Source organism: Amycolatopsis sp. NPDC043885, assembly GCF_056435685.1.
Genome location: NZ_JBWKEA010000002.1, coordinates 397935 through 423035, shown reverse-complemented (window position 1 = coordinate 423035; position 25101 = coordinate 397935). Strand labels below are relative to the sequence as shown.

At 69.7% G+C, this 25101-nt stretch carries 23 protein-coding genes; 9 read left to right on the top strand and 14 right to left on the bottom strand.

Annotated features, from left to right (window positions below):
• Positions 1-6: 6 nt before the first annotated feature.
• The 4 genes from AC069I_RS11830 to AC069I_RS11815 form a co-directional block, all read right to left on the bottom strand.
• Positions 7-927: an ABC transporter permease gene (locus tag AC069I_RS11830; RefSeq protein WP_478265402.1), complete on the bottom strand. Its 921-nt coding sequence runs from the start codon at positions 925-927 to the stop codon at positions 7-9.
• A 405-nt stretch (positions 928-1332) separates the two neighbouring features.
• On the bottom strand, positions 1333-2121 hold the full coding sequence (locus tag AC069I_RS11825; RefSeq protein ID WP_478265401.1) for an ABC transporter permease: 789 nt from the start codon (positions 2119-2121) through the stop codon (positions 1333-1335).
• Between the two features lie 9 nt (positions 2122-2130).
• Complete coding sequence (locus AC069I_RS11820) at positions 2131-2994, bottom strand: ABC transporter ATP-binding protein (RefSeq protein ID WP_478265400.1); 864 nt, start codon at positions 2992-2994, stop codon at positions 2131-2133.
• Entirely contained in the window at positions 2991-3386 is a 396-nt protein-coding gene (locus AC069I_RS11815; protein WP_478225648.1) for a GntR family transcriptional regulator, read from the bottom strand. The genes AC069I_RS11820 and AC069I_RS11815 overlap by 4 nt, the downstream gene beginning before the upstream one ends.
• 415 nt (positions 3387-3801) lie before the next feature.
• On the opposite strand from AC069I_RS11815, the gene AC069I_RS11810 reads away from it, so the two are divergent.
• Positions 3802-6774: an AfsR/SARP family transcriptional regulator gene (locus AC069I_RS11810; RefSeq protein WP_478265399.1), complete on the top strand. Its 2973-nt coding sequence runs from the start codon at positions 3802-3804 to the stop codon at positions 6772-6774.
• Here the strand turns inward: AC069I_RS11810 and AC069I_RS11805 are convergent.
• The 3 genes from AC069I_RS11805 to AC069I_RS11795 all read right to left on the bottom strand — a co-directional run bounded on the left by AC069I_RS11805 (position 6771) and on the right by AC069I_RS11795 (position 9588).
• The gene (locus tag AC069I_RS11805; protein WP_478225650.1) at positions 6771-7298 is read right to left on the bottom strand and encodes a hypothetical protein; all 528 of its coding nucleotides are present in this window, start codon (positions 7296-7298) and stop codon (positions 6771-6773) included. The two genes, AC069I_RS11810 and AC069I_RS11805, sit on opposite strands and share 4 nt — an antisense overlap.
• A gap of 279 nt (positions 7299-7577) precedes the next feature.
• The gene (locus AC069I_RS11800) at positions 7578-8579 is read right to left on the bottom strand and encodes a Gfo/Idh/MocA family protein (RefSeq protein ID WP_478225651.1); all 1002 of its coding nucleotides are present in this window, start codon (positions 8577-8579) and stop codon (positions 7578-7580) included.
• Positions 8580-8583: 4 nt separating this feature from the next.
• Complete coding sequence (locus tag AC069I_RS11795) at positions 8584-9588, bottom strand: LacI family DNA-binding transcriptional regulator (RefSeq protein ID WP_478225652.1); 1005 nt, start codon at positions 9586-9588, stop codon at positions 8584-8586.
• A 100-nt stretch (positions 9589-9688) separates the two neighbouring features.
• Between AC069I_RS11795 and AC069I_RS11790 the strand changes: the two genes are divergently transcribed.
• Genes AC069I_RS11790 through iolD form a run of 7 tightly spaced genes read left to right on the top strand, consistent with a single transcriptional unit; the run spans position 9689 to position 17072 of the window.
• A complete protein-coding gene (locus AC069I_RS11790; protein ID WP_478225653.1) occupies positions 9689-10588 on the top strand; it encodes a sugar phosphate isomerase/epimerase family protein in 900 nt (299 codons plus the stop codon).
• A gap of 24 nt (positions 10589-10612) precedes the next feature.
• Complete coding sequence (locus tag AC069I_RS11785; protein WP_478225654.1) at positions 10613-11602, top strand: sugar ABC transporter substrate-binding protein; 990 nt, start codon at positions 10613-10615, stop codon at positions 11600-11602.
• A complete protein-coding gene (locus AC069I_RS11780; RefSeq protein WP_478231520.1) occupies positions 11599-12633 on the top strand; it encodes an ABC transporter permease in 1035 nt (344 codons plus the stop codon). The genes AC069I_RS11785 and AC069I_RS11780 overlap by 4 nt, the downstream gene beginning before the upstream one ends.
• Positions 12630-13415, top strand: coding sequence for an ATP-binding cassette domain-containing protein (locus AC069I_RS11775; protein ID WP_478225656.1), 786 nt, complete (start codon positions 12630-12632; stop codon positions 13413-13415). Before AC069I_RS11780 ends, AC069I_RS11775 begins: the two co-directional genes overlap by 4 nt.
• A complete protein-coding gene (iolC, locus tag AC069I_RS11770; protein ID WP_478265398.1) occupies positions 13412-14344 on the top strand; it encodes a 5-dehydro-2-deoxygluconokinase in 933 nt (310 codons plus the stop codon). The genes AC069I_RS11775 and iolC overlap by 4 nt, the downstream gene beginning before the upstream one ends.
• Positions 14341-15231: a 5-deoxy-glucuronate isomerase gene (iolB, locus tag AC069I_RS11765; protein WP_478231523.1), complete on the top strand. Its 891-nt coding sequence runs from the start codon at positions 14341-14343 to the stop codon at positions 15229-15231. Before iolC ends, iolB begins: the two co-directional genes overlap by 4 nt.
• A complete protein-coding gene (iolD, locus tag AC069I_RS11760) occupies positions 15228-17072 on the top strand; it encodes a 3D-(3,5/4)-trihydroxycyclohexane-1,2-dione acylhydrolase (decyclizing) (protein WP_478225659.1) in 1845 nt (614 codons plus the stop codon). Before iolB ends, iolD begins: the two co-directional genes overlap by 4 nt.
• Positions 17073-17076: 4 nt before the next feature.
• Here the strand turns inward: iolD and AC069I_RS11755 are convergent, their stop codons facing one another.
• The gene (locus AC069I_RS11755; RefSeq protein ID WP_478225660.1) at positions 17077-17754 is read right to left on the bottom strand and encodes an NAD(P)-dependent oxidoreductase; all 678 of its coding nucleotides are present in this window, start codon (positions 17752-17754) and stop codon (positions 17077-17079) included.
• On the opposite strand from AC069I_RS11755, the gene AC069I_RS11750 reads away from it, so the two are divergent.
• Positions 17669-18319 (top strand): alpha/beta hydrolase, encoded by a 651-nt coding sequence (locus AC069I_RS11750; protein WP_478225661.1) that lies wholly within the window; start codon positions 17669-17671, stop codon positions 18317-18319. The two genes, AC069I_RS11755 and AC069I_RS11750, sit on opposite strands and share 86 nt — an antisense overlap.
• Here the strand turns inward: AC069I_RS11750 and AC069I_RS11745 are convergent.
• The 6 genes from AC069I_RS11745 to AC069I_RS11720 all read right to left on the bottom strand — a co-directional run bounded on the left by AC069I_RS11745 (position 18288) and on the right by AC069I_RS11720 (position 25045).
• The gene (locus tag AC069I_RS11745; protein ID WP_478265397.1) at positions 18288-19346 is read right to left on the bottom strand and encodes an NAD(P)-binding domain-containing protein; all 1059 of its coding nucleotides are present in this window, start codon (positions 19344-19346) and stop codon (positions 18288-18290) included. The two genes, AC069I_RS11750 and AC069I_RS11745, sit on opposite strands and share 32 nt — an antisense overlap.
• Positions 19347-19373: 27 nt before the next feature.
• Positions 19374-20009 (bottom strand): SRPBCC family protein, encoded by a 636-nt coding sequence (locus AC069I_RS11740; protein ID WP_478265396.1) that lies wholly within the window; start codon positions 20007-20009, stop codon positions 19374-19376.
• A 22-nt stretch (positions 20010-20031) separates the two neighbouring features.
• Positions 20032-20886, bottom strand: a complete 855-nt coding sequence (locus AC069I_RS11735) for an FAD binding domain-containing protein (RefSeq protein ID WP_478225664.1) — start codon at positions 20884-20886, stop codon at positions 20032-20034.
• Positions 20883-23321 (bottom strand): xanthine dehydrogenase family protein molybdopterin-binding subunit, encoded by a 2439-nt coding sequence (locus AC069I_RS11730; protein ID WP_478265395.1) that lies wholly within the window; start codon positions 23319-23321, stop codon positions 20883-20885. The genes AC069I_RS11735 and AC069I_RS11730 overlap by 4 nt, the downstream gene beginning before the upstream one ends.
• Positions 23321-23851, bottom strand: coding sequence for a (2Fe-2S)-binding protein (locus tag AC069I_RS11725; protein WP_478225666.1), 531 nt, complete (start codon positions 23849-23851; stop codon positions 23321-23323). Before AC069I_RS11725 ends, AC069I_RS11730 begins: the two co-directional genes overlap by 1 nt.
• A 276-nt stretch (positions 23852-24127) precedes the next feature.
• Positions 24128-25045 (bottom strand): threonine ammonia-lyase, encoded by a 918-nt coding sequence (locus AC069I_RS11720; protein ID WP_478265483.1) that lies wholly within the window; start codon positions 25043-25045, stop codon positions 24128-24130.
• Between the last annotated feature and the right edge of the window lie 56 nt (positions 25046-25101).

Sequence of the window (25101 nt, the reverse complement as noted above, 5' to 3'; positions counted from 1 at the left end):
GCCGTCTCAGCGACGGCGGCGGACCGTGCCCCCTACCGCGACGCCCCCGAGCACCGCGGTCGCGGCGAGCAGGATGCCCGCCTCGGTCCACTGGAACCGCCAGAACCGGCTGATGGGCTGGTAGACGGTGAAGTCCTGATATCCCGCCGCCTGAGCGCACGCGTTCTTCCCCAGCCCCAGCGGGCAGCCGGGCACTTCGTCCAGCGAACTCATCTCGCGGCCGTCCGGCGTGACCCTGCCCAGCTTGACGATCAGCGCCCCCTTCGTGGCCGGATCCGCGCCGATCGTGCGCACCGGCTCGGCGTAATGCGGCCTCAGCAGCAGCAAGGCGATCGAAGCCGCGAGGAACACCGCGACCGTGATCGCGATGGCGGGCAAGGTCTTGCGCACGAGCGCCCCAGCCGCCGTACCGAGAGCGAAGGCGAACAGCCACCAGGCGGCGGGCGCGACACCGAGCGCGCCGAAGTAGGACGTCTCGGCGAAGCTCTCCGACTTGCCAGGAAACATTTCCAGCCACGCGCCGAACATCTGCCCCGAAGCGAGTCCGGCCAGCATCGCGCATCCGGCCAGAACACCGAACTTGACGGCCAGCCAGTGCCCGCGGCCGACCGACTGCGTCCACGCGAGCTGATGGGTGTTGCGTTCGTACTCCCTGGCGAGCAGCGGCGCGCCCCAGAAGACGCCTGCCAGCAAGGGAACGAACGGTACCAGCACGACGAGCGGGTAGATCTTCTGATAGAGATCCTCCAGCCCCGCGTCGTACTCACGGCACGGGACGCCGCCGCCGTGACAGTACAAGGAGGTCTTGCCGTTCGCGGCGTCGACGGCGACCTTTCCGGACAAGAGCAGGATCCCGCCGAGCACGGCGAGGAATCCGAGGGTGACGAGCAGCTGCGTGCGGTGCTGCCGCCAGGTGAGCCAAAGCAAGAAGCTGTGCCTTTCTATAGAGGGTAAGGCAAACGTGGCGTGCCGGAGTTGGCGTCAGGAGCGGGACTCGCCGACGAGACACCTTCCAGACTGTCCATAAGGGACATTTTCCGAGGTGTCAGTGCCCGAGTTGGGTGATTTGCGCGGTTTGACGAGGAGGTCGTGAGTGGCAAAGAGGGTTAGAACCCTACTTGCCACTCACGACACCCTCACCAACCGGGCGTATGACCTTGAAGCAGACATTTCGCTACCAGAAAGCGTCCCTTGTGGACACTCAGAGGGCAGCTGGCTGGCTCCTGTCGGCCAGTCCAGCACCACGCCGCGAAGGCCGCCTCTCTGTCTTGACCCAGCGAAGGGGTCCTTCACCGCAGAGGCTCGGTCACGCCACATTTGACTTACCCCTTTCTAAGAGCGGCGGCGGATGGCGAAGGTCGCGACGACGGCCAGCAGGAGCGAGACGCCCGTCAGGATCGCGGCTTCGGTCCACTGGAAGCGCCAGTACCAGTCCGCGGGCAGGACCTTGAGCGCGGAGATCTCGCCGGCGGCGTCCCTGACCATCTCGACGACCCGGCCCGCGGGTTCCGCGCCCAGCGCGACGAGCCGGGGTTCCGCGTAGCCGTCACGGACGTTGCTCAGGCCGATCATCAGGCCCACCGACACCGCGATGGTGACGGCGATGGCGGGCAGGATCTTGCGGATGAGCGCGCCCGCGGCGGTGCCGAGCACGAACCCGAAGAGCCACCACGCGCCCGGCGCGACGCCGGTCATCGTGAACAGGACCGGGTTGTCGAAACGGCTGGTGAAGGCGGTGTCGCCGCGATCGGCCGGGAAGACCTCCACCCAGCGCTGCATCATCGCGCCGAACGCGAGCCCGCCGAGGGTGGCGAGAACGGCGAGGAAGGCCAGTTTCACTCCGAGCCAGTGGAACCGTGAGATCGACTGGGTCCAGGCGAGTTTCGTGGTGCCGCGTTCGAATTCGGCCGCGACCAGCGGGGCGCCCCAGAAGACGCCGATCGCGACCGGGACGACCTGGAGCCAGGAGAGGTACTGGTACAGATCCGCGAAGAGCTTCGCCGGGGCCGGACTGTCCGCGGCGGCGTTTCCGTTGATCAGCAAGATGATTCCGACGGCGACGAGCAGACCGGCGGTGATCATCAGCTGCATCCGGTGCTGACGGCAGGTGAGCCAGAGCATCGTTCCCCCTTACGCCGAAGCCAGTGTCGGGCGAGGCAGGCTCGCGGATTCGGGCCGCCGCAGGTAGGCGAGCACCAATTCCTCCAGGTTCGCCGGCCGTTCGGTCCACTGTGGACCCAGCGGGACCGGTTCGGTGCGGGCGAAGACGGTCGCCTGCCTCCCCGCCCTGGCCTCGTCCACGATCGCGACCCGCCTGGCCAGCGCGTCGGCCTCCTCGGCGGGGCCGACCAAGGTCCGGTGCCCGGCGACGAGTTCGTCGATGTCGCCGCTGACCTGGACACGACCGCCGTTGAGGACGATCAGCCAGTCGCAGGTGTTCTCCAGATCGGAGACGACGTGGGACGAGAGCAGGACGGTCATCCCGGTCTCGGCGACCGCCTCCATCAACCCCCGCATGACCTCGTGCCGGGCCAGCGGGTCGAGGTTCGCGAGCGGCTCGTCGAGCACCAGGAGGTCCGGGCGTTTCGCGAGGGCGAGGGTGAGCGCCACCTGCGCGCGCTGGCCGCCCGAGAGCTTGCCGACCTTGTGCCGCAAGGGAAGCCCGAGTGAATCGATGCGCTTGAGTGCGAACTCGTCGTCCCATCCGGGGTTCAGGCGTCTGCCGAACTTGAGCATCTCCGCGATGCTGAAGCCCGAGTACAACGGCTTGTCCTGCGCGAGGAAGGCGGCGGTGCCCCGGATCGCGACCGAGCCGAGGGTCGCGTCGAGCAGTCCGACGGCCAGGTGCAGGAAGGTCGTCTTGCCCGCGCCGTTGGGCCCGACCAGCGCGACGACGCGCCCTTTCGGGACGACGAGGGAACAGTCGCGCAGCGCCCACTTGCGGCGGTAGCGCTTGCCGAGTCCGGTCGCCTCGATGACGGGTTCATCGGTCATGCCGTCCGCTCCCCTCGAAAGCCATCGACCACCACCGAGGTGAACAGCGCCTCGACGTCTTCCTGATCCAGCCCCGATTCGCGTGCGTCGCGGACCCACACTGCGAGACTCTTCCGCAAGCGGGTGCGCTCCGCGAACGAAGCGCCTCCGAGCGTCTTCTTGACGAAGGTGCCGAGGCCCGGCTTCCCCTCGACGAGCCCTTCGCGTTCCAGCTCGCGATAGGCCTTGAGGACGGTGTTGGGATTGATCGCCAGCTCGGCGACCACTTCCTTCGCCGTCGGCAGCCGGTCCCCCGGCTCCAGCAAGCCCAGGCGGAGGGCGTTCTTGACCTGCTGGACGAGCTGAACGTACGTCGCGACGCCCGAACCCTTGTCCAAGTGGAAGGTGACCACCGGCAACACCCTTTCACTAATTAAGTAGTGAAAGGGTGCAGGCAGACGTCGGCGCCTGTCAAGTGATCACGCCGAAAAGCCGTGAAGGCCTCCTTGAGGGACTCTGATTCCCTCAAGGAGGCCTTCACGGAAAACCCCAGCCCCAGTCAAGAAGAAGCGCCAGTTCGACGACACGGGGGAAGACGTCGAGCTGGCACTACCCCCAACCCCCACCGCCCTCAGATTGGCGGTGCCTGTGAAAGTGAAGGTGCCCACCGTCGTACCGGAACCGAATGGGGGGTCCTGCCCGTCTGGTTGGTTGGGCACGGTTCCGGCGACGGGTCCTCGGTGGACACAGGCAAGGATCACGCCGTCCGGATGCAGGGCGCTTGCACTACGCTTGCAGGCTCCGACGAGGGTGAGCGGAGGTGGCCGCGTGGAGTTCCGCGTCCTCGGCGCCGTCGAGGCGCGGGCCGGTGGCGTTCCGGTCGATCTCGGCTCGCCCAAACAACGGCTCGTGCTGGCGGTTCTGCTGCTGGAGGCGGGCAAGCCGGTGCCGCGCGACCGGATCATCGACCTGCTCTGGCCCGAAGAACCCCCCGCCAGTGCACGGAACACCGTTCAAGCGCTGGTGTCCAGGCTGCGCGCGGTGTTCCGCGGCGCGGGCGGGCCGGAGATCGTCTCCGAGGGGACCCGGTACCTGCTCAAGGTCGACCCACGTCAGGTCGACCTGCACCGCTTCACCGAGCTGACCGCGCAAGCCCGCGACGCCGACGACGAGACCGCCGTGGAGCTCTTGGACGAGGCGCTCGGCCTGTGGCGCGGCGAGGCGTTGTCCGATGTGGTGAGCGGCGAGGTCGCCCAGCGGCTTCGCGGCGGCATGAACGAGGCGCGCTGGACGGCGCTCGAGGATCGCGCCGAAGCGCAGCTGCGGCTCGGCCGCGGCAGGCAGGTCCTCGCGGAGCTGACCGAGCTGGTCGCCGCGCATCCCTTGCGCCAGCGGTTCGTCGGCCAGCTCATGCTCGCGCTGCACCGCGAAGGCCGTACCGACGACGCTCTCGAGGCGTTCCGGGCGCTGCGGGGCCGGCTCGGTACCGAGCTGGGCCTCGATCCCTCTCCCGAGCTGCGACGCCTGGAAGCCGCCATCCTCGCCGCCGATCCCGCGCTGGAACCCGCGACCAGGCCTGTCCGCCCGGCCCAGTTGCCACACGACGTCCGGGGATTCGCCGGACGCGCGGCCGAACTGGAACGGCTCGACGAGGCCGCCCGGCACCCGGCCGACGGCACCGACATCTGGGTCATCAGCGGGACCGCCGGGGTCGGCAAGACCGCGCTCGCGGTCCGCTGGGCCCACCGCGTCCGCGACGCGTTCCCCGACGGCCAGCTCTATCTCGACCTGCGCGGCTTCGATCCCGACCACGAACCACTCACCCCGGCCGTCGCGCTCACCCAGCTCCTGCAGGCACTCGGCACCGCGCCCAAGGCGATCCCCCCGGACACCGACACGCGGGCCGCGTTGCTCCGCTCCCTCCTCGCCGACCGCCGGGTGCTGCTGGTGCTCGACAACGTGCGCGACAGCGGCCAGGTGCTGCCGCTGCTGCCGCCTTCGGGCACCGTCCTGGTCACCAGCCGCCAGCGGCTCGGCGACCTCATCGCGCGCACCGGCGCCCGCGCGCTCCCGCTGTCCGTGCTGCCCGCCGAAGACGCGCGGCACCTGCTGGAAGCCGTGCTCGGCAGCGAAACCGTCGCCGCCGAGGCCGTCGCGGCCGCGGAACTGGCGCGGCTGTGCGGGCATCTTCCGCTCGCCCTCCGGATCGCGGCGGCCAACCTCGGTGCCAGTGGCGAACCCGAGATCGCCGAACTCGCCCGCGAGCTCGCCGGTGGTGACCCGCTGGCGGAGCTGACCGTCGACGGCGCCGAGGAAAGCGCCGTGACCACGGCGTTCGGCGTCTCCTACCGGGCGCTTCCCGAGGAGCACCGCGAGCTGTTCCGCCGTCTCGCGCTGGTTCCGGGCCAGACGTTCACCGCTCCCGCCGCGCAGGCACTGACCGGCGTTCCGCACTCGAAGGCGAACCAGCAGCTCAAGGCGCTCGCGGCGGCGCACCTGGTCGAGCGCTACACCCCGGGGCGCTACCGGTTTCACGATCTTCTCCGCAGTTTCGCGGCGGGCCGCACGCTGTCGGAGGACTCCAAGGCCGAACGTGACGCCGCGGAGAGGCGGCTCTTCGAGAGCTACCTGAGCACCGCCGACGCCGCGGGACGTGCCCTCATCCCGCACTTCCTGCGCCTGCCGCGCGAAGAACCCGCGGGCAAACCCTTCGCCGACACCGAAGAGGCGCTGGCCTGGCTGGACGCCGAATGGCCGAACCTCGCCGCCGCCGTCGAGCACAGTGCCGAACACGGCCCGCCCGAGTTCTCCTGGCATCTTGCCGACGCGCTCCGCGCCTTTTTCCACCAACGCGGGCATCACGCGGAATGGATCGACACGGCCTCGACCGCGCTCAAGGCCGCGCGCCGCAGCGGCGCCGGGCAAGCCCAGGCCGCGATGCATCTGAGCATCGCGCTGGCCTGCGTCAACAGCGGCCGCTACGACGAAGCGCGCGAACACCTCACCAGCGCCTTGCGCGGTGATCTCCTCGACGGCTGGGACGCCGGCCGCGCGGCCGTGCTCAACAATCTCAGCGCGGTGCACCAGCGTCTCGGCAACCCGCAGGAGGCGATCCGCTGCGGGCTGGAATCCCTGCGGCTGTGCGAAGAACTCAACATGCCCGCCGTCTCGATGGCGCTGGCGAACCTCGGTTTCCCGTACTGGCAGACGGGGCAGCTCGACGAGGCGCTCGCCAACTTCACGCGCGCGCTCGCGGTCTCCGAACGGGACGGCGCCCGGTTCAGCGTCGCGGTCCTGCTGGTCGACCTCGGCAACGTGCACCGCGACCTCGGCCTCCTCGACGACGCCTACGATTTCTACACTCGCGCGCTCGCGGCCAACCGCGAGCTGGGCTACACCTACGGCGAGGCGACGGCGCTCTCCGGCAGGGCCGTGCTCGAAAGCAGGCGCGACCCGAGCGAGCAGAACCGTGCGGACGCGCTCGAAGCCGTCGAACTCACCCGCAAGATCGGCGACCGAGGCACCGAAGCCTGGACGCTCGTCGGGCTCGGCGAGGTCTGCCTGCGGCTCAGCCTGCCGGAAGAGGCCGCCGAGCACTATCGGCTCGCGTTGTCCATCGCGCGGACGACCAGCTTCTTCTGGTGCGAGGCCGCCGCACGCACCGGACTCGCGGAAACCCTGCTGAAACTGGGAAAGCTCGCGGAGGCCCGGACGCACGGCGAACTGGCACAGGAGCTCGCCGCGCGCTCCGGCTACCGGCTCGTCGAAGAACGCGCGAAGCTGATCCTGGACGAGCTTTAGTTCTTCCCGCCGTTGGATTTCACGCTACCGGCGATCGCCGCCGCGATCGCCGTCAGAACGGCGAGGATGATCGTCACCGCCATGGCGGTGCTGTCGCCGTCGTCGAAGCTGAAGAGCCACTTGACCTGAGCGCCGAACGGCGTGCCCCACACCAGGGGCGTCCCCACGAAGACCGCGACCACGTAGAACAAGCAAAGCCCGAACAGAGTCCACGCGGCGGGAATCCGGCGGGCGAACGTGAACACCGCCGCGATCACCAGGACCACGGCGGAGATGGTGCCGCTGACCATGTTCTGCACCACGATGCCCGACGGGCGATCGTCCGCCTCCGTGGCGACGATGACGTTGTAGAGCGCGAACCAGACGAGCATGGTGGCGGCGAGCAGCGCCAGGATGCCTGCGACCATCGCCGCCGCGACGTTGGCCCTCGGCTTGGGCGGCCTCGGCTCGCTCCACGGCGCGGGTCCGCTCGCGGTTGGCTGACCGTACTGCGGAAAGCCGGGCCGCGGTGGATTCGGCTGCATCCGCACTCCTCGCGCGTTCGGCGGCACGAACCGGCCGCCTGTCGTGGTTCGTGGCCACCGTAGCGAGAAGTGGCTCGCGGCGGGCTGTTTATGGCAGGAAGCTGCCTTCGCGGCGCGGTGACGCCGTGCCAGGGTGCGGCGATTTCGCGTGACTGGACGGACGACTCGCGTGATGGGGCGGACGACTCGCGGCGGAACCCGGTCACGCTCGTGTCGTCCACCCAGCCGGGTCGATCACGCGAACCGCCGACATCGGTACAGCGGTCGTGACTCCCGTGGTCAGACGCGGACCTCGTCCACGCGAACCGGGCGGCGTTCGCGGCGCGAGACCTCGCACGCCTCGGCGATGTAGAACGCTTCCAGTGCGTCCGCCGCGCCGCACGGGCTCGGCGCGCGACCGGCGGCGACGTCGAGGAACGCCTTCAGTTCACTGATGTACGCGGGGCGGAAGCGTTCCATGAACCCGGGATAGGCCGGGCCGGGCAACGGCTGGACGCCGGGCTCCACCGAGGTCAACGGCGCGCGGTCGTCCAGGCCGACCACGGCGTTGCCCGCCGAGCCGAAGACTTCCAGCCGGACGTCGTAGCCCGCGCCGTTATAGCGCGTCAGCGAAACCACCGCCAGCGTTCCGTCGTCCAGCGTCAGCGTCGCGGCCGCGGTGTCGACGTCACCTGCGTCGACGAAGAACCGCTCGCCCTTGTTGGCACCGACCGCGTAGACCTCGACGACCTCGCGGCCGCTCACGAACCGGACGACGTCGAAGTCGTGCACGCCGCAGTCGCGGAACAGGCCACCGGAGTGCGCGACGTACTCGGCGGGCGGCGGTGCCGGGTCGAGCGTGGTCGCGCGCAAGGTGTGCAGCCAGCCGAGTTCGCCCGAGGCCACCGCCGCCCGCGCGGCGGTGTAGCCGGCGTCGAACCTGCGCTGGAAACCGATCTGCACCGGCACGTCCGCACCGGAGATCTTGTCGATCACCGCGAGTGTCCCCGGGATGTCGGCGGCGACCGGCTTCTCGCAGAACACCGGGATGCCCGCGTCCACGGCCTTGAGGATCAGTTCCGGATGCGCGTCCGTCGCCGCGGCGATCACCAGGCCGTCCAAAGAGGACGCGAACAGCGAGGGGATGTCCGCCGCCGCTTCGACGCCGAGCTTCGCGGCGGCGGCCTGGGCACGGGCGGTGTCGACGTCGGCGACGACCACGGAGGAAACCTCGTCGAAGCTCTTCAAGGTCTCGGCGTGCGAAGTGCCGATCCGGCCGGTGCCGGCGAGTCCCAACCTCATGTGGTTACCTTTCTGGAGCGGCGGTGGTCGAACGGACCACCAGCGACGGGTGCAGCAGATGCCGGACCGGCTCGGCGCGTTCGCCCCGGATCCGTTCGAGCAGTGCTTCGACGGCCAGCCTGCCCATTTCCGTACGCGGCTGGTCCACAGTGGTCAGTGAGAGATGGCGCAGCGCGGCGAGCGAGGTGTTGTCGTAGCCGACCACGGAGACGTCCTCCGGCACGCGCAGGCCCACCTCTTCGAGCGCGGAGATCGCGCCGACGGCGTTGAAGTCGTTGCCCGCCACCAGCGCCGTCGGCATCCCTCCCTGCGGAGGGTCGCTGAGCAATTCATGCACGGCCTTCTCCCCGGCGGTGTCCGTGTGCTCGCTGTGCACGATGATCGGATGCAGCCGATGCCGCCGCATGGCCCGCTGGTAACCCCGGCGCCGGGCCGCCGCGCCGGCGGCGAGCCCACCGTCCAAATGCGCGATCCTTCGGTGCCCCAAGGAAACCAGGTGATCGACGGCGAGCGCGGAACCGGCCTCGCCGTCGTCGTTCACCGTGTCCACGCCCGCGGCGCGCGAAGTGCGCGACACCAGGACGACGGGACCTTGCGCGGCCGCTTCCTCGATCGCCGACGCGGGGACCACCGGCGACAGGAGGATCACCCCGGCTGGCCGGAAGGACAGCAGGCTCTTCAGCGCGGCACGCTCGCGCGCGGGACTGCGGCCACCGGTGTTGAGGATCAAGTGGAACCCGGCCGCTTCGGCCGCCGCGTCCAGCCCCTCGACGACGTCGGCGAAGAACGCGTTGCGGAGATCGGAGACCATCACGCCGAGGACGGTCGACGTCCGGCTCGCCAGCGACCTGGCCATCGCGTGCGGTTGGTAACCCAGTTCGTGCGCCGCGCACAGCACGCGCGTGCGCCGTTCGTCGGAGACGTTCGGCGCGTTCCGCATCACCAGCGACACAAGCGCACGGGACACCCCCGCCTTTGCGGCGACGTCCTCCATCGTCGGTCGCGCCATTTCCACTGTCCCCCTGCCCTTGACTTTACTGTGACGGACGCTACATGATTAGAGCGCTCTAATCAATAGAGCGCTCTAATCGATCTCCCGGAGGCCGCCGATGACAGCCACGACACCCCGGATCCGCATCGCCGCCGCCCCGATCTCCTGGGGTGTCTGCGAAGTCCCCGGCTGGGGCCGCGTGCTCGACGCGGGCACCGTACTGGGCGAGATGGCGGAACTGGGAGTGCGCGCCACCGAACTGGGCCCACCCGGATACCTGCCGCGCGACCCGGCCGCCCTGCGCGAACTGCTCGGCGGGTACGAGCTCGAACTCGTCGGCGGTTTCCTCGCCGTGGTACTGCACGAGAACCCCGAAGCCGCGCTGGCCGAGGCCGAGGAGTCCGCCGCGCTGTTCGCGGCCTGTGGCGGTGACGTGCTCGTGCTCGCCGCCGCCACCGGTCTCGACGGCTACGACGACCGGCCGAAGCTGAGCGACACCGAATGGACGACCCTCGTCGAAACCTCCGGCGAGATCGAGGAAATCGCCGCGCGCCACGGCCTTCGCACCGTGCTGCACCCGCACGTCGGGACGCACGCGGAGACCGAGGACGAGGTCGAGCGTTTCCTCGCGGATTCCGCTCTCCCGCTGTGCCTGGACACCGGGCATCTCCTGATCGGCGGGACCGATCCGGTCGCGCTGGCGAAGCGGTACCCCGAACGGGTCGGCCATCTGCATCTCAAGGACGTGCGCGGCGAGCTCGCCGAAGACGTCCGCGCCGGCAGGCTTCCCTACGCCGAGGCCGTGGGCAAAGGTCTCTATGTCCCCCTCGGCGACGGTGACGTCGACATCGAAACGATGGTCAGGTCCGTCCACGAGGCGGGCTACGACGGGTGGTACGTGCTCGAACAGGACACCGCGCTGAGCGAGGGGAGCCCGGAGGATCTGCCGAAGCGGGATGTGGCCAGGAGCCTGGCGCGTCTCGACGGAATCGTCAGCCGGCTCCCGGCTGCCAGGTAACGGAAGAAGCGAGGAGAGACGACGATGTCCCATCGCTTGAAAATGGCTTTGGTGGCCGTGGCGGGGCTGCTGCTCCTGTCCGCGTGCACCGGGCCGAAGGCCGAGGAGAAACCCACCGCGGGAGTGGGCCCGGCGACGACGGCGCAGCCGAGTGGTCCGCTGCGGGTCGCGGTCATCTCGCACGGCACGGCGGGTGACGCGTTCTGGAACGTGGTCAAGAACGGCGCCGAGGAGGCGGGCAGGCAGCTCGACGTCCAGGTCGAGTACAACTCCGACGGAGACCCCGGCAACCAGGCCAAGCTGATCGACAACGCGGTCGCCCAGCGGGTCGGCGGGCTGGTGGTGTCGATGGCGAACCCGGAGGCGCTCAAGACCTCGATCGAGAACGCGGTCCGCGCCGGGATCCCGGTCATCACCATCAACTCCGGCGAGGACAAGAGCGCGGGCTACGGCGCGCTCACCCACGTCGGGCAGAACGAGACCATCGCCGGCGAGGAAGCCGGGAAGAAGTTCCGGGAACTCGGCAAGAAGAAGCTGCTCTGCGTGGTCCACGAAGCGGGCAACGTCGGGCAGGCGCAGCGATGCGACGGCGCCAAGACCGGCTTCGCGGGTGACGTGCAGACCTTGCAGGTCGACATCAGCAACCCCACCGACGCCGAATCCCGGATCAGGGGCGCGGTGCGGACCGACTCCTCCCTCGACGCCGTTCTGACGTTGAACTCCCAGGTCGCGGCTCGGGCGGTGAGCGCGATCAAGGCGGTGGGCTCGGAGGCCCAGGTCGGCACTTTCGACCTCAACACCGACGTCGTCGGCGCGATCAAGGCGGGCGAAGTGGTCTTCGCGGTCGACCAGCAGCAGTACGAGCAGGGCTATCTCCCGGTGCAGTTCCTCAAGCTCTACCGGGACAACGCGAACGTCGTCGGCGGCGGGAAGCCGGTGCTCACCGGACCCGACCTGGTCGACAAATCCACTGTGGACACCGTCGGCCAGTACGTGCAAAGGGGCACGCGATGACAACCACCATGCTCGACGAACGGATCGCGAAACCCCGGCTGCTCGACCGGCTGGTCGTCCGCCCCGAGATCGGCGCGCTGCTCGGCGCCGTCGTCGTCTTCCTGTTCTTCACCCTCGTCACCGACCAGTTCTTCAGCGGCAGCGGCGTGGCGACCTGGCTGGACGACGCCTCGACGCTCGGCATCATGGCGGTCGCGGTGTCCCTGCTGATGATCGGCGGCGAGTTCGATCTCTCGGCGGGCGTGATGACGGCGTCCACCGCGCTCGTCACCGCGACACTGGCGACACAGGCCGGCTGGAACGTCTGGCTCGCGCTGTTCGCGTCGCTGGTCTTCGCCCTCGCGGTGGGCGCGTTCAACGGCTGGCTGGTGATGCGCACCGGACTGCCCAGCTTCATCGTCACCCTGGGCACGTTCCTGGCACTGCAGGGGCTCAACCTCGGCGTGACCCGCCTGGTCACCGGCACCGTCCAGGTGTCCGGGATGCGGTCGACCGACGGCTACGAATCCGCCGGTTTCGTTTTCGCGTCCACAGTGGACATCGGCGGGACCGCGTTCCAGATCTCCATCGTCTGGTGGATCGGGTTCGCCGTACTGGCGGCCTGGCTGCTCGTCCGGACCCGGTTCGGCAACTGGATCTTCGCCGTCGGCGGCTCCGCGCAGAGTTCGCGCGCGGTCGGGGTCCCGGTGGTGCGCACCAAGATCCTGCTGTTCATGACCACCGCGCTCGCCGCGTGGCTGGTCGGCTCGATCAACATCCTGCGGTTCGCGAGCGTCCAGGCGAACCAGGGCATCGGGCTGGAGTTCCAGTACATCATCGCGGCCGTGATCGGCGGCTGCCTGCTCACCGGCGGATTCGGTTCGGCGATCGGCGCCGCGATCGGCGCGCTGATCTTCGGGATGGCGCGGCAGGGCATCGTGTTCGCCCGCTGGGACAGCGACTGGTTCATGTTGTTCCTCGGGGTCATGCTGCTGTCCGCGGTCCTGGTCAACAACGCCTTCCGGCGGCGCGCGGAAAGGGTGCGGCGATGAGCCATCTTCTCGAGGTCAAAGACGTCGGCAAGACCTACGGCAGCGTGATCGCGCTGCGCGACGTCTCCACCGTGGTCGACGCGGGCGAGGTCACCTGCGTGCTCGGCGACAACGGCGCGGGCAAATCCACTCTGATCAAGATCCTCGCCGGGGTCCACCAGCACGACCGGGGCGAGTTCCTGGTCGAGGGAGAGCCGGTCAAGTTCGCTTCGCCGCGTGAGGCGCTCGATCGCGGAATCGCGACGGTGTACCAGGATCTGGCCGTCGTCCCGCTGATGAGCGTGTGGCGGAACTTCTTCCTCGGCTCCGAACCGACGGTCGGTTTCGGCCCGTTCCGGGCGCTCGACCGGAAGAAAGGTCGCGAGACGACCAAGAAGGCGTTGTCCGACATGGGCATCGACCTGCGTGACGTCGAACAGCCGGTCGGCACGCTGTCCGGTGGTGAACGGCAGTGCGTCGCCATCGCACGCGCGGTGTACTTCGGGGCGAAGGTGCTGATCCTCGACGAGCCGACGGCCGCGCTGGGTGTCAAACAGGCGGGTGTCGTGCTCAAGTACGTCGCACAGGCCCGTGACCGCGGGCTCGGCGTCGTGCTGATCACGCACAACCCGCATCACGCGTACCCGGTGGCCGATCGCTTCCTGCTACTCAAACGGGGCGCGTCGCTCGGCGCGTACGAGAAGTCCGAGATCGATCTGGCCGAGCTGACCCGGCAGATGGCGGGCGGCGCGGAACTGGAAGCCCTCGAACACGAATTGCGAGCCTCGGAGTCCCCTTCATGACCGCTCTCGAAGCACTGACCGTCGGCCGGGTCGGGGTGGACCTCTACCCCGAACAGAGCGGCGTGCCGCTGGCCGGGGTCAGCACCTTCGCCAAGTCGCTCGGCGGCACCGCGACCAACGTCGCGGTCGCCGCCGCGCGGCTCGGCCGCTCGACGTCGGTGCTGACGAAAGTGGGCCCGGACGGCTTCGGCGAGTACGTGCGGCAGGCGTTGCGGGAGTTCGGCGTGTCCCCCGAGCACGTCGGGACGTCGGCCGGCTTGCAGACGCCGGTGGTGTTCTGCTCGCTCGACCCGCCCGCGGATCCGCCGCTGCTGTTCTACCGGTCCCCCATCGCCCCGGACCTGACCATCACGGAGAACGACGTGCCCTGGGACGTCGTGGAATCCGTTCCGCTGCTGTGGGTCACCGGCACCGGTGTCTCCGCCGAGCCGTCGCGCGGCACCCAGCGCAAGATGCTCCAGCGGCGCGGGCGCCGGTCGCATACCGTGCTGGACCTCGACTTCCGGCCGATGTTCTGGCCCGACACCGAGACGGCTCAGGAAGAGATCGGCTGGATGCTCGACCACGTCACGGTCGCCGTCGGCAACCGCACCGAAGCCGAGGTCGCCGTCGGCACGGCGGACCCCGACGAGGCCGCGTCCCGGATGCTGGCCAGGGGGGTCGAGCTGGCCGTGATCAAGAAAGGCGCCGAAGGGGTGCTGGTGGCCACCGCCGGGGGCCGCTGGACCGTGCCGCCCCAGCGGGTCGAGGTCGTCTGCGGGCTCGGCGCCGGGGACGGTTTCGGCGGCGCGCTGATCCACGGTCTGCTGTCCGGCTGGGATCCGGTGGGGATCGCCACCTACGCCAACGCGGCGGGCGCGCTCGTCGCTTCCCGGCTCGCCTGCGCCGACGCCATGCCCACCGCCGACGAGATCGAGGAGTTGCTGTGAGCAAGCTGCATCGTCCACTCGGGACGCTTTCGGACGAGCGGGACCCGGTCCGGCTCACCCCGGATTCGGCGGGCTGGGACTACAGCGGCCTGCGGGTTCTCTCGTTGGCCGCCGGAGAATCCAGGCTGGTGCGCACAGGCGAATACGAAGCGTTCGTCCTGCCCCTGGCGGGTTCCTGCACCGTCCGGGTCGACGGACAGGTCTTCGCACTCGCCGGACGGGATTCCGTGTTCACCCGTGTCACGGATTTCGCCTATGTGCCACGGGACGCCGAAGTCGAGTTGTCGACAGTCGCGGGGATCGAGGTCGCACTGCCGATGGCGCGCTGTACCCGCCGTCTCGAACCGCGCTACGGACCGGCCGAAAACGTGCCGGTGGAGGTGCGCGGGGCCGGACAGGCGACCAGGCAGGTCACCAACTTCGGCGTGCCCGGTGCCTGGGAGCACGCGGACAAGCTGAACGCCTGCGAGCTGATCACCCCCGGCGGCAACTGGTCGTCGTACCCGCCGCACAAACACGACGAGGCGTCCGAATGCGAGGTCGTCAACGAGGAGATCTACTACTTCCGCATCGCGGGCCGCGACGGCGTGACACCTTCGCGCGAAGGGTTCGGCCTGCACCGGACGTACACCTCCGACGGTGAACTGGACGAGGACGTCGCGGTCCGGGACGGCGACGTCTTCCTGATCCCGCGCGGCTACCACGGGCCTTGTGTCGCCGCGCCCGGCTATTCGATGTACTACCTGAACGTCCTGGCAGGGCCCGCCGACGATCGGTCGATGGCCTTCTGCGACGACCCGGCGCACGGCTGGGTCCGCGAGACGTGGAAAGACCAGGAGCTCGATCCGCGCTGTCCGGTCACGAGCCACGAAGGGCGGGTCTCATGAAGCTGACCACGGCACAGGCCTTGGTGCGCTGGCTGCTGGCGCAGCGGTCGGAAACCCTGGACGGGCGGGAAGTCCCGTTGTTCCCCGGGGTGTTCGCGATCTTCGGGCACGGCAACGTCCTCGGCCTCGGCACCGCGCTGGAAGAGCACCGTGACGAACTCCCCGTGTGGCGTGGGCAGACCGAGCAGGGCATGGCGCTCGCGGCGGTCGGCTACGCCAAGGCGACGCACCGGCGACAGGTCGGCGTGGTGACGTCGTCGATCGGGCCCGGCGCGCTGAACATGGTCACCGCGGCCGGGGTCGCGCACGCGAACCGGTTGCCGGTACTGCTGCTCCCCGGGGACACCTTCACCAGCCGCGCCCCGGATCCCGTGTTGCAGCAGGTGGAGCATTTCGGCGATCCGACGGCCACGGTCAACGACGCCTTCCGCGCGGTGAGCCGGTATTTCGACCGTATCGTCCGGCCGGAGCAGCTGCTTTCGACAGTGCCGCAGGTCACCAGGGTGCTGACCGATCCGGCGGACGCGGGGCCGGTGACGCTGGCGCTCCCCCAGGACGTCCAGGCGGAGACCTACGACTTCCCGGACGCCCTGTTCGCGCCGGTGACCCATCGTCCGCACCGCCCGCGGCCCGATCGCCGGGCTCTCACCGAAGCGGCAGGCCTGCTCCGGGCGGCGCGGAAACCGTTGCTGGTGCTCGGCGGCGGCGTCCGGTATTCCGGCGCGGGCGGGCGCGCGCTGGCCTTCGCCGAACGGCACGGCATCCCGGTCACCGAAACCACGGCGGGGCGCACCCTGGTCCCGCACGGTCATCCGCTGCACGCGGGCCCGCTCGGGGTCACCGGCTCGGCGTCGGCGAACGTCCTGGCCGCGGAGGCCGACGTGGTGCTGGCCATCGGCACTCGCCTGCAGGACTTCACCACGGCGTCCTGGACGGTGTTCTCCTCCGGAGTCCGGCTGATCACCCTGAACGCCGCCCGGTTCGACGCGGTCAAGCACGGTGCGCTGGCCGTCGTGGGCGACGCAGACGCGGGTCTCGTGGATCTGGCAGGCCAGCTGGAGAACTGGCATGCCGATCCACAGTGGACAGAGCGCGCCTCGGCGGAACGCGGCCGCTGGGACGCGCATATCGACACCCTGCGCGCCGCTTCCGGCGAGCTGCCGACATACGCCCAGGTCGTCGGCGCGGTCAACGATCTTTCCGAGCCGCACGACTACGTGATGACCGCGTCCGGCGGGATGCCGGGCGAACTGATCGGCGGCTGGCGCGGATCGGGCTCGATCGGCATGGACGTCGAGTACGGGTTCTCGTGCATGGGCTACGAACTCGCGGGCGCCTGGGGTGCGGCGATGGCGCATACCGAGGGCCTGGTCACCACGATGCTCGGCGACGGTTCGTACCTGATGCTCAATTCCGAGCTGTTCTCGGCCGCCTTCGCCGGACATCCCTTCGTGGCGGTGGTCTGTGACAACGACGGTTACGCGGTCATCGCCCGGCTGCAGCAGGGACAGGGCGGCAAGCCGTTCAACAACTTCCTCGGTGACTGCCGGAGCGCGCACACCACTCCCCCTCGGGTCGACTTCGCGCGGCATGCGGAATCGCTGGGATGCGCGGTGTTCACAGCGTCCACTGTGGACGAGGTGCGGGCGGCGTACGCGAGGGCGAGGGAAGCCGCGGTGGCCGAGCACCGGCCGGCGGTGGTCGTGGTGCGCACCCAGCCGGACTCGTGGACCGAAGCCGGTGCCTGGTGGGAAGTCGGCGTTCCGGAACACCTCGCGGGAAGGGAGGGGTTCGAGCGGGGCAAGTCCGGCCAGGTGCGCTACGTGAACAGTCGCCTTTAGAGGACTAAACGCGAGCGGTGAAACTGGCGAAGTAGCCGGCCGCCATGTCCTCGGCACCGTGTCCGGCCTCGGACGCGCGGGCGAACCGGGCTCGCCCGGCCTCGACGGTGTCCATCCGGACACCCGCGCGGGCCGCGGCTTCCAGCACCAGCCGGGCGTCCTTCTCGGCGTTGTCGACCGAGAAGGCGGTGGTGTAGTCGTTCTTGAGGATCGCGGCGGACTTCGCCTGGAAGTAGCCGTTGTCCATCGGCCCGCCGGTGACGACGTCGACGAAATGCCGCGGCTCGACACCGAGCCCCTCGGCCAGCGCGAGTGCCTCGCCGACGCCGTGGGTCAGCGCGATCACCCAGGTGTTCAGCACCAGTTTGAGCCTGCTCGCCGCGCCGGTGCGGCCGTCTTCGCCGACCCACAGCGTGCGCTTGCCGATGGCGTCGAACAGCGGCTGGACGGACTCGCGCGCCTCGGTGGTGCCCGCCGCCAGCACGATCAGCTGGCCCAGCTCGGCGGGCTGACGGGTGCCCTGCACCGGTGCGTCGACGAAGACGAGGCCGTGCTCGTCGGCGTACGCGACCAGTTCGTCGACCGCGTCGCCGACGGTGCTGAGCTGGACCCAGATCGTTCCGGCGGCGGGGGCGGCCGCGCTGATCGCCTCCAGTACCGCCGGGCCGTCGCTCCCGGTCACCGCCGCCGCCAACGCGATCCCCGAGCTGATCGACCGGGTCGTCTACATCGCCGCGCAGTGCCCCGCGGACCGCGCGCCCGGCGAATACCCGGCGCTGCCCGAGTGGTCGTCGTCCGCTCTCTTCCCCGCGCTGGCACCGCTCCTCGTCGGTGCCCCGTCGCGCCAGGGTTTCGTCCGGGTCAACTGGCGTGGTGCCGACCGCGCCCAGCGCGACGCGCTGCGGAAGGCCATCTCCGGCGAACTCACCGAAGAGCAGTTCCTTCAGGTCGTCGTGACGAGCCAGCCGGACGAGGTGTTCTGGCTGACCGGGCAGGAATGGGACCAGCGCGCCGACAAGGACTCCTGGGGCCGGATCCCGCGCACGTACGTCAGGCTGACCGAGGACCGGTCGATGCCGCTCGCCGCGCAGGACCTCTACCTCGCCGAGGGCGACGCGCTGGCCCCGGACAACCCGTTCGGCGTCCGCGACCTCGCGAGCAGTCACGCCGGGTTCTTCCGGCGGCCCGCCGAGCCGGCCGGGATCCTCGACGACCTCAGCGTCCGAGCAGGCGCCGGATCTCGGTGACGGCCGTGCGGCCCGCCCGGTTCGCGCCGACGGTACTGGCGGACGGGCCGTAGCCGACCAGATGCAGCCGCGGCTCGGCGACGACGCGGGTGCCGTCCATCCGGATGCCCCCGCCGGCCGCGCGCAGGCGCAGCGGCGCGAGGTGGTCGATCGCGGCACGGAACCCGGTGGCCCACAAGATGACGTCGGCGGGCTCGAAGGTGCCGTCCGCCCATTCCACGCCGTCCGGCGTGATCCGCTGGAACATCGGGCGGCGGTCGAGGATCCCCGCGTCGAGGCCGGCGCGCACTTCCGGCGTCACCGCCAGGTCGGTCACGCTGACGACACTCTTCGGCGGCAGGCCCTCGCGGACCCGCCGATCGACCTTCGCGACGGCCTCCCGGCCCCAGTTCTCGCTGAACGGCTCGTCACGCCACACCGGCGGGCGCCGCGCCACCCAGCGCGTCGAGCGCGCGAAGGGCGCGATCTCCAGCAACAGCTGGACGGCCGACGCGCCACCGCCGACCACGACGGCACGTTTGCCGCGGAAGTCGCCGGTTCCGGTGTAGTCGGCGGTGTGCAGCTGGCGGCCGCGGAAGGTTTCCTGCCCCGGGTAGTACGGCCAGAACGGGCGGTCCCAGGTACCGGTCGCGCTGATCACCGCACGCGCGGCCCAGGTTTCCGCCGCGCTCGCCACGACCAGCCGATCGTCCTCGGCGCTCACCGACAGGACGTCGACGGGCCGATGGACCGGAAGGTCGTAGGTGCGCTCGAACCGGCCGAAGTACTCGGCGACGGCCTCGGCCGCGGGCTGTTTCGGATCCGGGGTGCCGAAGGACATGCCGGGAAGGTCGTAGACGCCGTGGACCTTCTCCATCACCAACGAAGGCCATCGGTACTGCCACGCGCCACCGGGCCGTTTGCCGTGGTCGAGCACGACGAAACCCGCCTCGTTGGCGAATCCCGCGCGGCGCAGGTGATACGCCGCCGACAGACCCGCCTGGCCCGCCCCGATCACCGCCACGTCGACTTCGTGATCCGCCTTCATACCGGGTTCAACGGCTGGGCGAAGCGGCTATTTCGTCCGCTGCGTCACAGCCCGCACGATCGCGACGACCAGGAGCACCCCGGCGAGCGCCACCAGCACCGGCGCCACGCGTTTGACCACGGATCCGCCCGCGTACTCCATCAGGTCGATGGCTTCGCCCTCCGTCACCGGCTTGACCGCTTGCAACGGCGGGCGTTCCTGGGGTTTCTCGGGCTCGGGCGTGGTGGCGAGCTTGCCGGACAGGCAGTCCGCGAACGAGTCGAGGATCTTGCCGCCGACCTCGGAGATCATCCCGCGCCCGAACTGCGCCGGCTTGCCGGTGACCGCCAGCTCCGTGGCGACGGCGCCGTGGGTGACGCCGCCCTTCTCGGTCAGGGTGAGCGTCACCGTCGCCGAAGCCGTGCCCGCTCCCCGCGCGTCCTTGCCCGCTGCCTTGATCACCACCCTCTTGGCGTCGGCGTCCTTCTCGACGAAGTGGCCGGTTCCCTTGTAGAGCAGGGAGATCGGCCCGAGCTTGACCTTCACCGTGCCTTTGAAGGCGTCCCCGTCGACTTCGGTGACGGTGGCGCCCGGCATGCACGGCGCCACTCGTTCCGGGTCGACGACGGCCTTCCAGACCTCGCCGACCGGGGCGGGAACGGTGAATTCGTGGTCGAGCCGCACGGGCCGACCTCCTCTCTGGTATCTAAGAACCCGCCGCGGCGAGGACCGCCCGGCCGGTCAGCACCCGCGCGAGGTGCTGCCGGTATTCGACGTCGGAGTTGCCGTCGGCCGTGGGGTTCGTGCCCTCGGCCGCGCGTTCGGCCGCGCCGCGGATCGCCTCGGCGGTGGCCGCGCAGCCGACCAAGGCCTCCTCGACCCCGGCCGCCCGTACCGGGGTCGAGCCCATGTTGGTCAGCGCGACCCGCGCCTCCTCGATGGTGCCCGCCTCGGTGCGGACACAGGCCGCGACCGCGACCATCGACCACGCCTGCGCGACCCGGTTGAACTTCTCGTAGTGGGCCTGCCAGCCGGTGTGCTTCGGCACCCGGACCTCGACCAGGAGTTCGTCCGCGGCGAGCGCGGTGGTGAACATGTCCTGGAAAAAGTCCGCCGCGGCGACCGTCCGCCGTCCGCCCGGCCCGGCGACGACGAGTTCGCAGCCGAGCGCGAGCACGGGAGCCAGCAGGTCACCGGCGGGATCGGCGTGCGCGATGGCACCGCCGAACGTGCCGCGGTGGCGGATCTGCGGATCGGCCACCGTGTCGGTGGCGGCCTTGAGCAACGCGGCGTGCTCGGCGACCAGCGCGTCCCGCTGGACGTCGTAATGCGTGGTCATCGAGCCGATCACCAGCGCGTCGCCGTCCTCACGGACGCCACGCAGCTCGGCGATCTTCCCGAGGTCCACCAGCGTGGTCGGCGTGGCGAGCCGCATCCGCAGCACCGGAAGCAGGCTTTGCCCGCCCGCCAGGACCTTGGCGTCCTCGCCCGCCTCGGCGAGCGCACTGATCGCTTCGTCCACTGTGGACGGGGCGACGTAGTCGAACGGGGCCGGGATCACTGGGCACCTCCGGTGGCGTCGATCGAACCGAGACCGCCACCCGCTTCGGAGCCCAGCCCGCCCGCGGCGGCCGACCCGTGCTGGATGGCATGCCAGACCCGCATCGGGGTCAACGGCATTTCGATGTCGTTCACCCCGAAGTGCCGGACGGCGTCGACCACGGCGTTGACCACCGCCGGGGTCGAGGCGATCGTTCCCGCCTCTCCGACTCCCTTGGCGCCCAACGGGTTCGTCGTCGACGGTGTCTCGGTGCGGTCGGTGGTGAAACTGGGCAGATCCGCCGCCGACGGGAGCAGGTAGTCGGCGAAGGTCCCGGTGGTCAGCGTGCCGCCTTCGTCGTGGACGGCCTCCTCGAACAACGCCTGCGCGATGCCCTGCGCGAGCCCGCCGTGCACCTGGCCCTCGACGATCAGCGGGTTGACGGCCACGCCGACGTCGTCGACGCAGACATAGGAGCGCAACCGCACGCGCCCGGTCTCGGTGTCGACCTCGGCCGCGCACAGATGCGTGCCGTGCGGGAACGAGAAGTTCTCCGGATCGAACGTGTCCGACGAATCCAGCGACGGTTCGACCCCGTCCGGCAGGTTGTGCGCCGAGAACACGGCCCACGCGATGTCCTGGATGGACGTCGAGGAATCCGTGCCCTTGACCGAGAACTCGCCCGCCGAGAATTCGAGGTCGTCCTCGGCACACTCCATCAGATGCGCCGCGATCGGCTTGGCCTTGGCGAGCACCTTGTCCGCCGCCTTGACCACCGCGATCCCGCCGACCACCAGCGACCGGGAGCCGTAGGTGTCCATGCCCTTGTGCGAGGACTGGGTGTCGCCGTGGATGACCTCGATGTCCTCGAACGGGACGCCGAGTTTGTCGGCGACGATCTGGCTCCACGCCGTCTCGTGGCCCTGGCCGTGCGCGGAGGCGCCGGTGATGACCTCGATCTTGCCGGTGGGCAGCACGCGGATCTCCGCGTGCTCCCAGCCTCCCGCCGCGTAGTCCAGCGAGCCGAGCACCCGCGACGGCGCGAGACCGCACATCTCGGTGAATGTCGAGATGCCGATGCCGAGCTGGACCGGGTCGCCCGATTCCCGCCGTTCCTTCTGCTCGCGGCGGAGCCCGTCGTAGTCGAAGAGCTCCTTGGCCTTGGCTGTCGCGGCCTCGTAGTTGCCCGAGTCGTAGGTCAGCCCGGCCACCGTGGTGAACGGGAACTCCTCGTGCTTGATCCAGTTCTTCTCGCGGATCTCCATCGGGTCCATGCCCAGTTCGACGGCGAGTTCGTCCATCATCCGCTCGATCCCGAACGTGGCCTCCGGCCGCCCGGCGCCGCGATACGCGTCGGTGAGCGTGGTGTTGGTGAACACGTTGGTGCAGGCGAAGTGGTACGCCGGGAACTTGTAGATCGCGTTGAACATGAACGCGCCGAGGATCGGCACGCCGGGGCCGACGAGGCCGAGGTACGCGCCCATGTCGGCGAGCAGTTCGACCTTGAGGCCGGTCACCGTGCCGTCGCGGTTCGCGGTGATGGTGATGTCCTGGATCTGGTCGCGGCCGTGGTGCGCGGCGACCATCGTCTCCGAACGGGACTCGGTCCACTTGACCGGTTTGCCGAGCCGCTGCGCGACGAGCGTCGACATCATCTCTTCGGGCAGCACGGCGATCTTGCCGCCGAACCCGCCGCCGACGTCGGGCGCGATCACCCGCACCTTGTGCTCGGGAAGACCGAGCGTGGCCGCGGTCATCGTCTTGAGGATATGCGGGACCTGGGTGGCCGACCACATGACCAGCTGATTGCCCGTCGGGTCCACGACGCACGCCCGCGGTTCCATGAACGCCGGCACCAGCCGCTGCTGACGGAACCGCCGCTTGAGCACGACTTCGGAGTTCGAGATCGCGTCTTCGACACTGGAACCCGTTCCCGCGTCGGCGGAATCGAAGACCCAGAACGCGTTCCGGTTCGTGCCGAGATCCTCGTGCACCAGCGGCGCGCCCTCGGCGAGCGCGTTCTCCAGGCCGAGGACGACCGGCAGCTCGTCGTAGTCGACGTCGATCATTTCAAGGGCGTCGTGTGCCTCGGCCGAGGTGCGGGCGACGACCACCGCGACCCCCTCACCGGCGAAGTTCACCGTGTCCGAGGCGAGGATGGGCCGCCTCGGCGACTTCATGTCCGGCGTGATCGGCCACGCGCAAGGCATGCCGATGGCGCCCTCGGGGTCGAGGTCCTTCCCGGTGAACACCGCGACCACACCGGGCGCGGACTTCGCCTCGGTGACGTCGATCGAGACGACCTTGGCGTGCGCGAACGGGCTGCGGAGCACCGCGAGGTGCAGCATGCCGGGCAGGGTCAGGTTGTCGGTCCAGCGGGTCCTGCCGGTGATGAGGCGCTCGTCCTCCTTGCGGCGACGGGACTTGCCTACCTCCGGTTCGATCGTGGAGGTCATCACTCACCACCCGCGCCGACACGGGAAGCGGTGTCCGAAGCGAGCCGCTCGGCCTCGGGACCGGCGCCGGGCCGCATCTCGTGGGCGACGTCGCGCACCGCGCGGACGATGTTCTGGTAGCCCGTGCAGCGGCACAGGTTGCCTTCGAGGCCTTCACGGACCGCCTTCTCGTCCGGATCGGGATTGTCGGCGAGCAGGTCGATCGACTGCATGATCATGCCGGGGGTGCAGAAACCGCACTGGAGCGCGTGGTTCTCGTGGAAGGCCTTCTGAACGGGATGCAGTTCGCCGTCGCGGGCGAGTCCCTCGATCGTGGTGACCTCGCAGCCGTCGGCCTGGACCGCGAGTACCGAACAGGATTTCACGCTGTGCCCGTCGAGGTGGACGGTGCAGGCACCGCAGTTGCTGGTGTCGCAGCCGACCACGGTGCCTACCTTCCCGAGCCGTTCGCGCAGATGGTGCACGAGGAGGGTGCGGGGCTCGACGTCGTCTGTGTAGCAGGTGCCGTCGACGGTGACGGTGATGCGCATCAGGCCTCCAAAAGCAAGAGAAACCCCGCGCTGGTCCGGGGTCGTTCGGGAGCGGCCGGTCATTCGGTTGTCACGGACCGACCCCGGAGCGACCGTGATCGGACTCACAGTCGAGCGTGCTACTTAGGTCCTGCCAGGGCAACCCCCACCAGGGGGTGACTCGCCAACAGGTGCGCAGATGCGGTGTCAGGGAAGAGAAAACGACGCAGATGCGGGGAAAGCGAGAGTGTCCTTTAGGTACAGACTCGTGAGTGGCAAGGACGGTTAGAACCGTCCTTACCACTCACGAGGCCAGACGGCGTTCGCGCCGGTGACCACGGTTGCGACCCGGTCGCCGGGGATCTCGTGCACGGTCAGCGCAGCCAGGCCGGCGGCTCCCGCGGGTTCCGGCAGGACACCGAGGGTTTCCGCGCCCAGCCGCATGGCCGCGCGCAGATCGTCGTCCTCGACCAGCACGAAGTCGTCCACGAGCGACCGCAGGCGCCGGACGGATTCGGGTTCCGGGGTGCGGATCGAAATGCCACCGGCGAACCAGTTGGCCCGGTCGACGGTGACCGGCTCACCGGCCCGCCAGCTCGTCGCCATCGCCCGAGCCGACGTAGTCCCGACGCCGACGATCCGGACGTCCGGCGTATGCGCCTTGAGCCAGAGCGCGACGCCGGCGATCAGCGCGCCGTCGCCGACCGGGAGCACGACCGTGTCGATCGCGCCCGCCCCCGCCAGTCCCAGCCCGATCGTGCCAGCCCCTTCGGAGATCGCCGGTTCACGGCCGTCGACCACGAAGACACGGTCCGGCGCTTCGGCGGCGAAGGCGGCCGCGGCGTCCTTCACCTCGCCCTCGACCCGGCGCACCCGCGCCCCCAAGGTCTTCATCCGCCGCAGTTTGACCGGGGAGATGTCGGCCGGGACGAACACCTCGGCCCGCGAACCGCGCTTCCTGGCGGCGAAAGCGACGGCCTGCCCGAAGTTGCCGCTGGTCCCGCACACCATCGTGGTGCCCGGCTCCAGCCCGGCCGCGAAGTAGTCCGCGCCCCGGCCCTTGAAGCTGCGCAAGGGATTCAGCGTCTCGATCTTCACCAGCACGTTCCGGCCGAGCCGCTCGTTCAGCTGTTCGTCGCTGTACTGCGGAGAGTTCAGGAAAACGGGATCGATCACCTTCGCCGCCTCGGCGACGTTGTCCAGCTTCAGGTCCATGTCGGTCATGACGCCCAAGCTAGGCCGGGAGCCGATCACGGCGATTGTAAATTTTC

Excerpts from the sequence above, each read along its gene's own strand:
- AC069I_RS11825 (WP_478265401.1), bottom strand. The coding sequence starts at position 2,121 with ATGCTCTGGCTCACCTGCCGTCAGCACCGGATGCAGCTGATGATCACC.
- AC069I_RS11820 (WP_478265400.1), bottom strand. The coding sequence starts at position 2,994 with ATGACCGATGAACCCGTCATCGAGGCGACCGGACTCGGCAAGCGCTAC.
- AC069I_RS11805 (WP_478225650.1), bottom strand. The coding sequence starts at position 7,298 with ATGCAGCCGAATCCACCGCGGCCCGGCTTTCCGCAGTACGGTCAGCCA.
- AC069I_RS11800 (WP_478225651.1), bottom strand. The coding sequence starts at position 8,579 with ATGAGGTTGGGACTCGCCGGCACCGGCCGGATCGGCACTTCGCACGCC.
- AC069I_RS11795 (WP_478225652.1), bottom strand. The coding sequence starts at position 9,588 with ATGGCGCGACCGACGATGGAGGACGTCGCCGCAAAGGCGGGGGTGTCC.
- AC069I_RS11790 (WP_478225653.1), top strand. The coding sequence starts at position 9,689 with ATGACAGCCACGACACCCCGGATCCGCATCGCCGCCGCCCCGATCTCC.
- AC069I_RS11785 (WP_478225654.1), top strand. The coding sequence starts at position 10,613 with ATGTCCCATCGCTTGAAAATGGCTTTGGTGGCCGTGGCGGGGCTGCTG.
- AC069I_RS11780 (WP_478231520.1), top strand. The coding sequence starts at position 11,599 with ATGACAACCACCATGCTCGACGAACGGATCGCGAAACCCCGGCTGCTC.
- AC069I_RS11775 (WP_478225656.1), top strand. The coding sequence starts at position 12,630 with ATGAGCCATCTTCTCGAGGTCAAAGACGTCGGCAAGACCTACGGCAGC.
- iolC (WP_478265398.1), top strand. The coding sequence starts at position 13,412 with ATGACCGCTCTCGAAGCACTGACCGTCGGCCGGGTCGGGGTGGACCTC.
- iolD (WP_478225659.1), top strand. The coding sequence starts at position 15,228 with ATGAAGCTGACCACGGCACAGGCCTTGGTGCGCTGGCTGCTGGCGCAG.
- AC069I_RS11745 (WP_478265397.1), bottom strand. The coding sequence starts at position 19,346 with ATGAAGGCGGATCACGAAGTCGACGTGGCGGTGATCGGGGCGGGCCAG.
- AC069I_RS11730 (WP_478265395.1), bottom strand. The coding sequence starts at position 23,321 with ATGACCTCCACGATCGAACCGGAGGTAGGCAAGTCCCGTCGCCGCAAG.
- AC069I_RS11725 (WP_478225666.1), bottom strand. The coding sequence starts at position 23,851 with ATGCGCATCACCGTCACCGTCGACGGCACCTGCTACACAGACGACGTC.
- AC069I_RS11720 (WP_478265483.1), bottom strand. The coding sequence starts at position 25,045 with ATGGACCTGAAGCTGGACAACGTCGCCGAGGCGGCGAAGGTGATCGAT.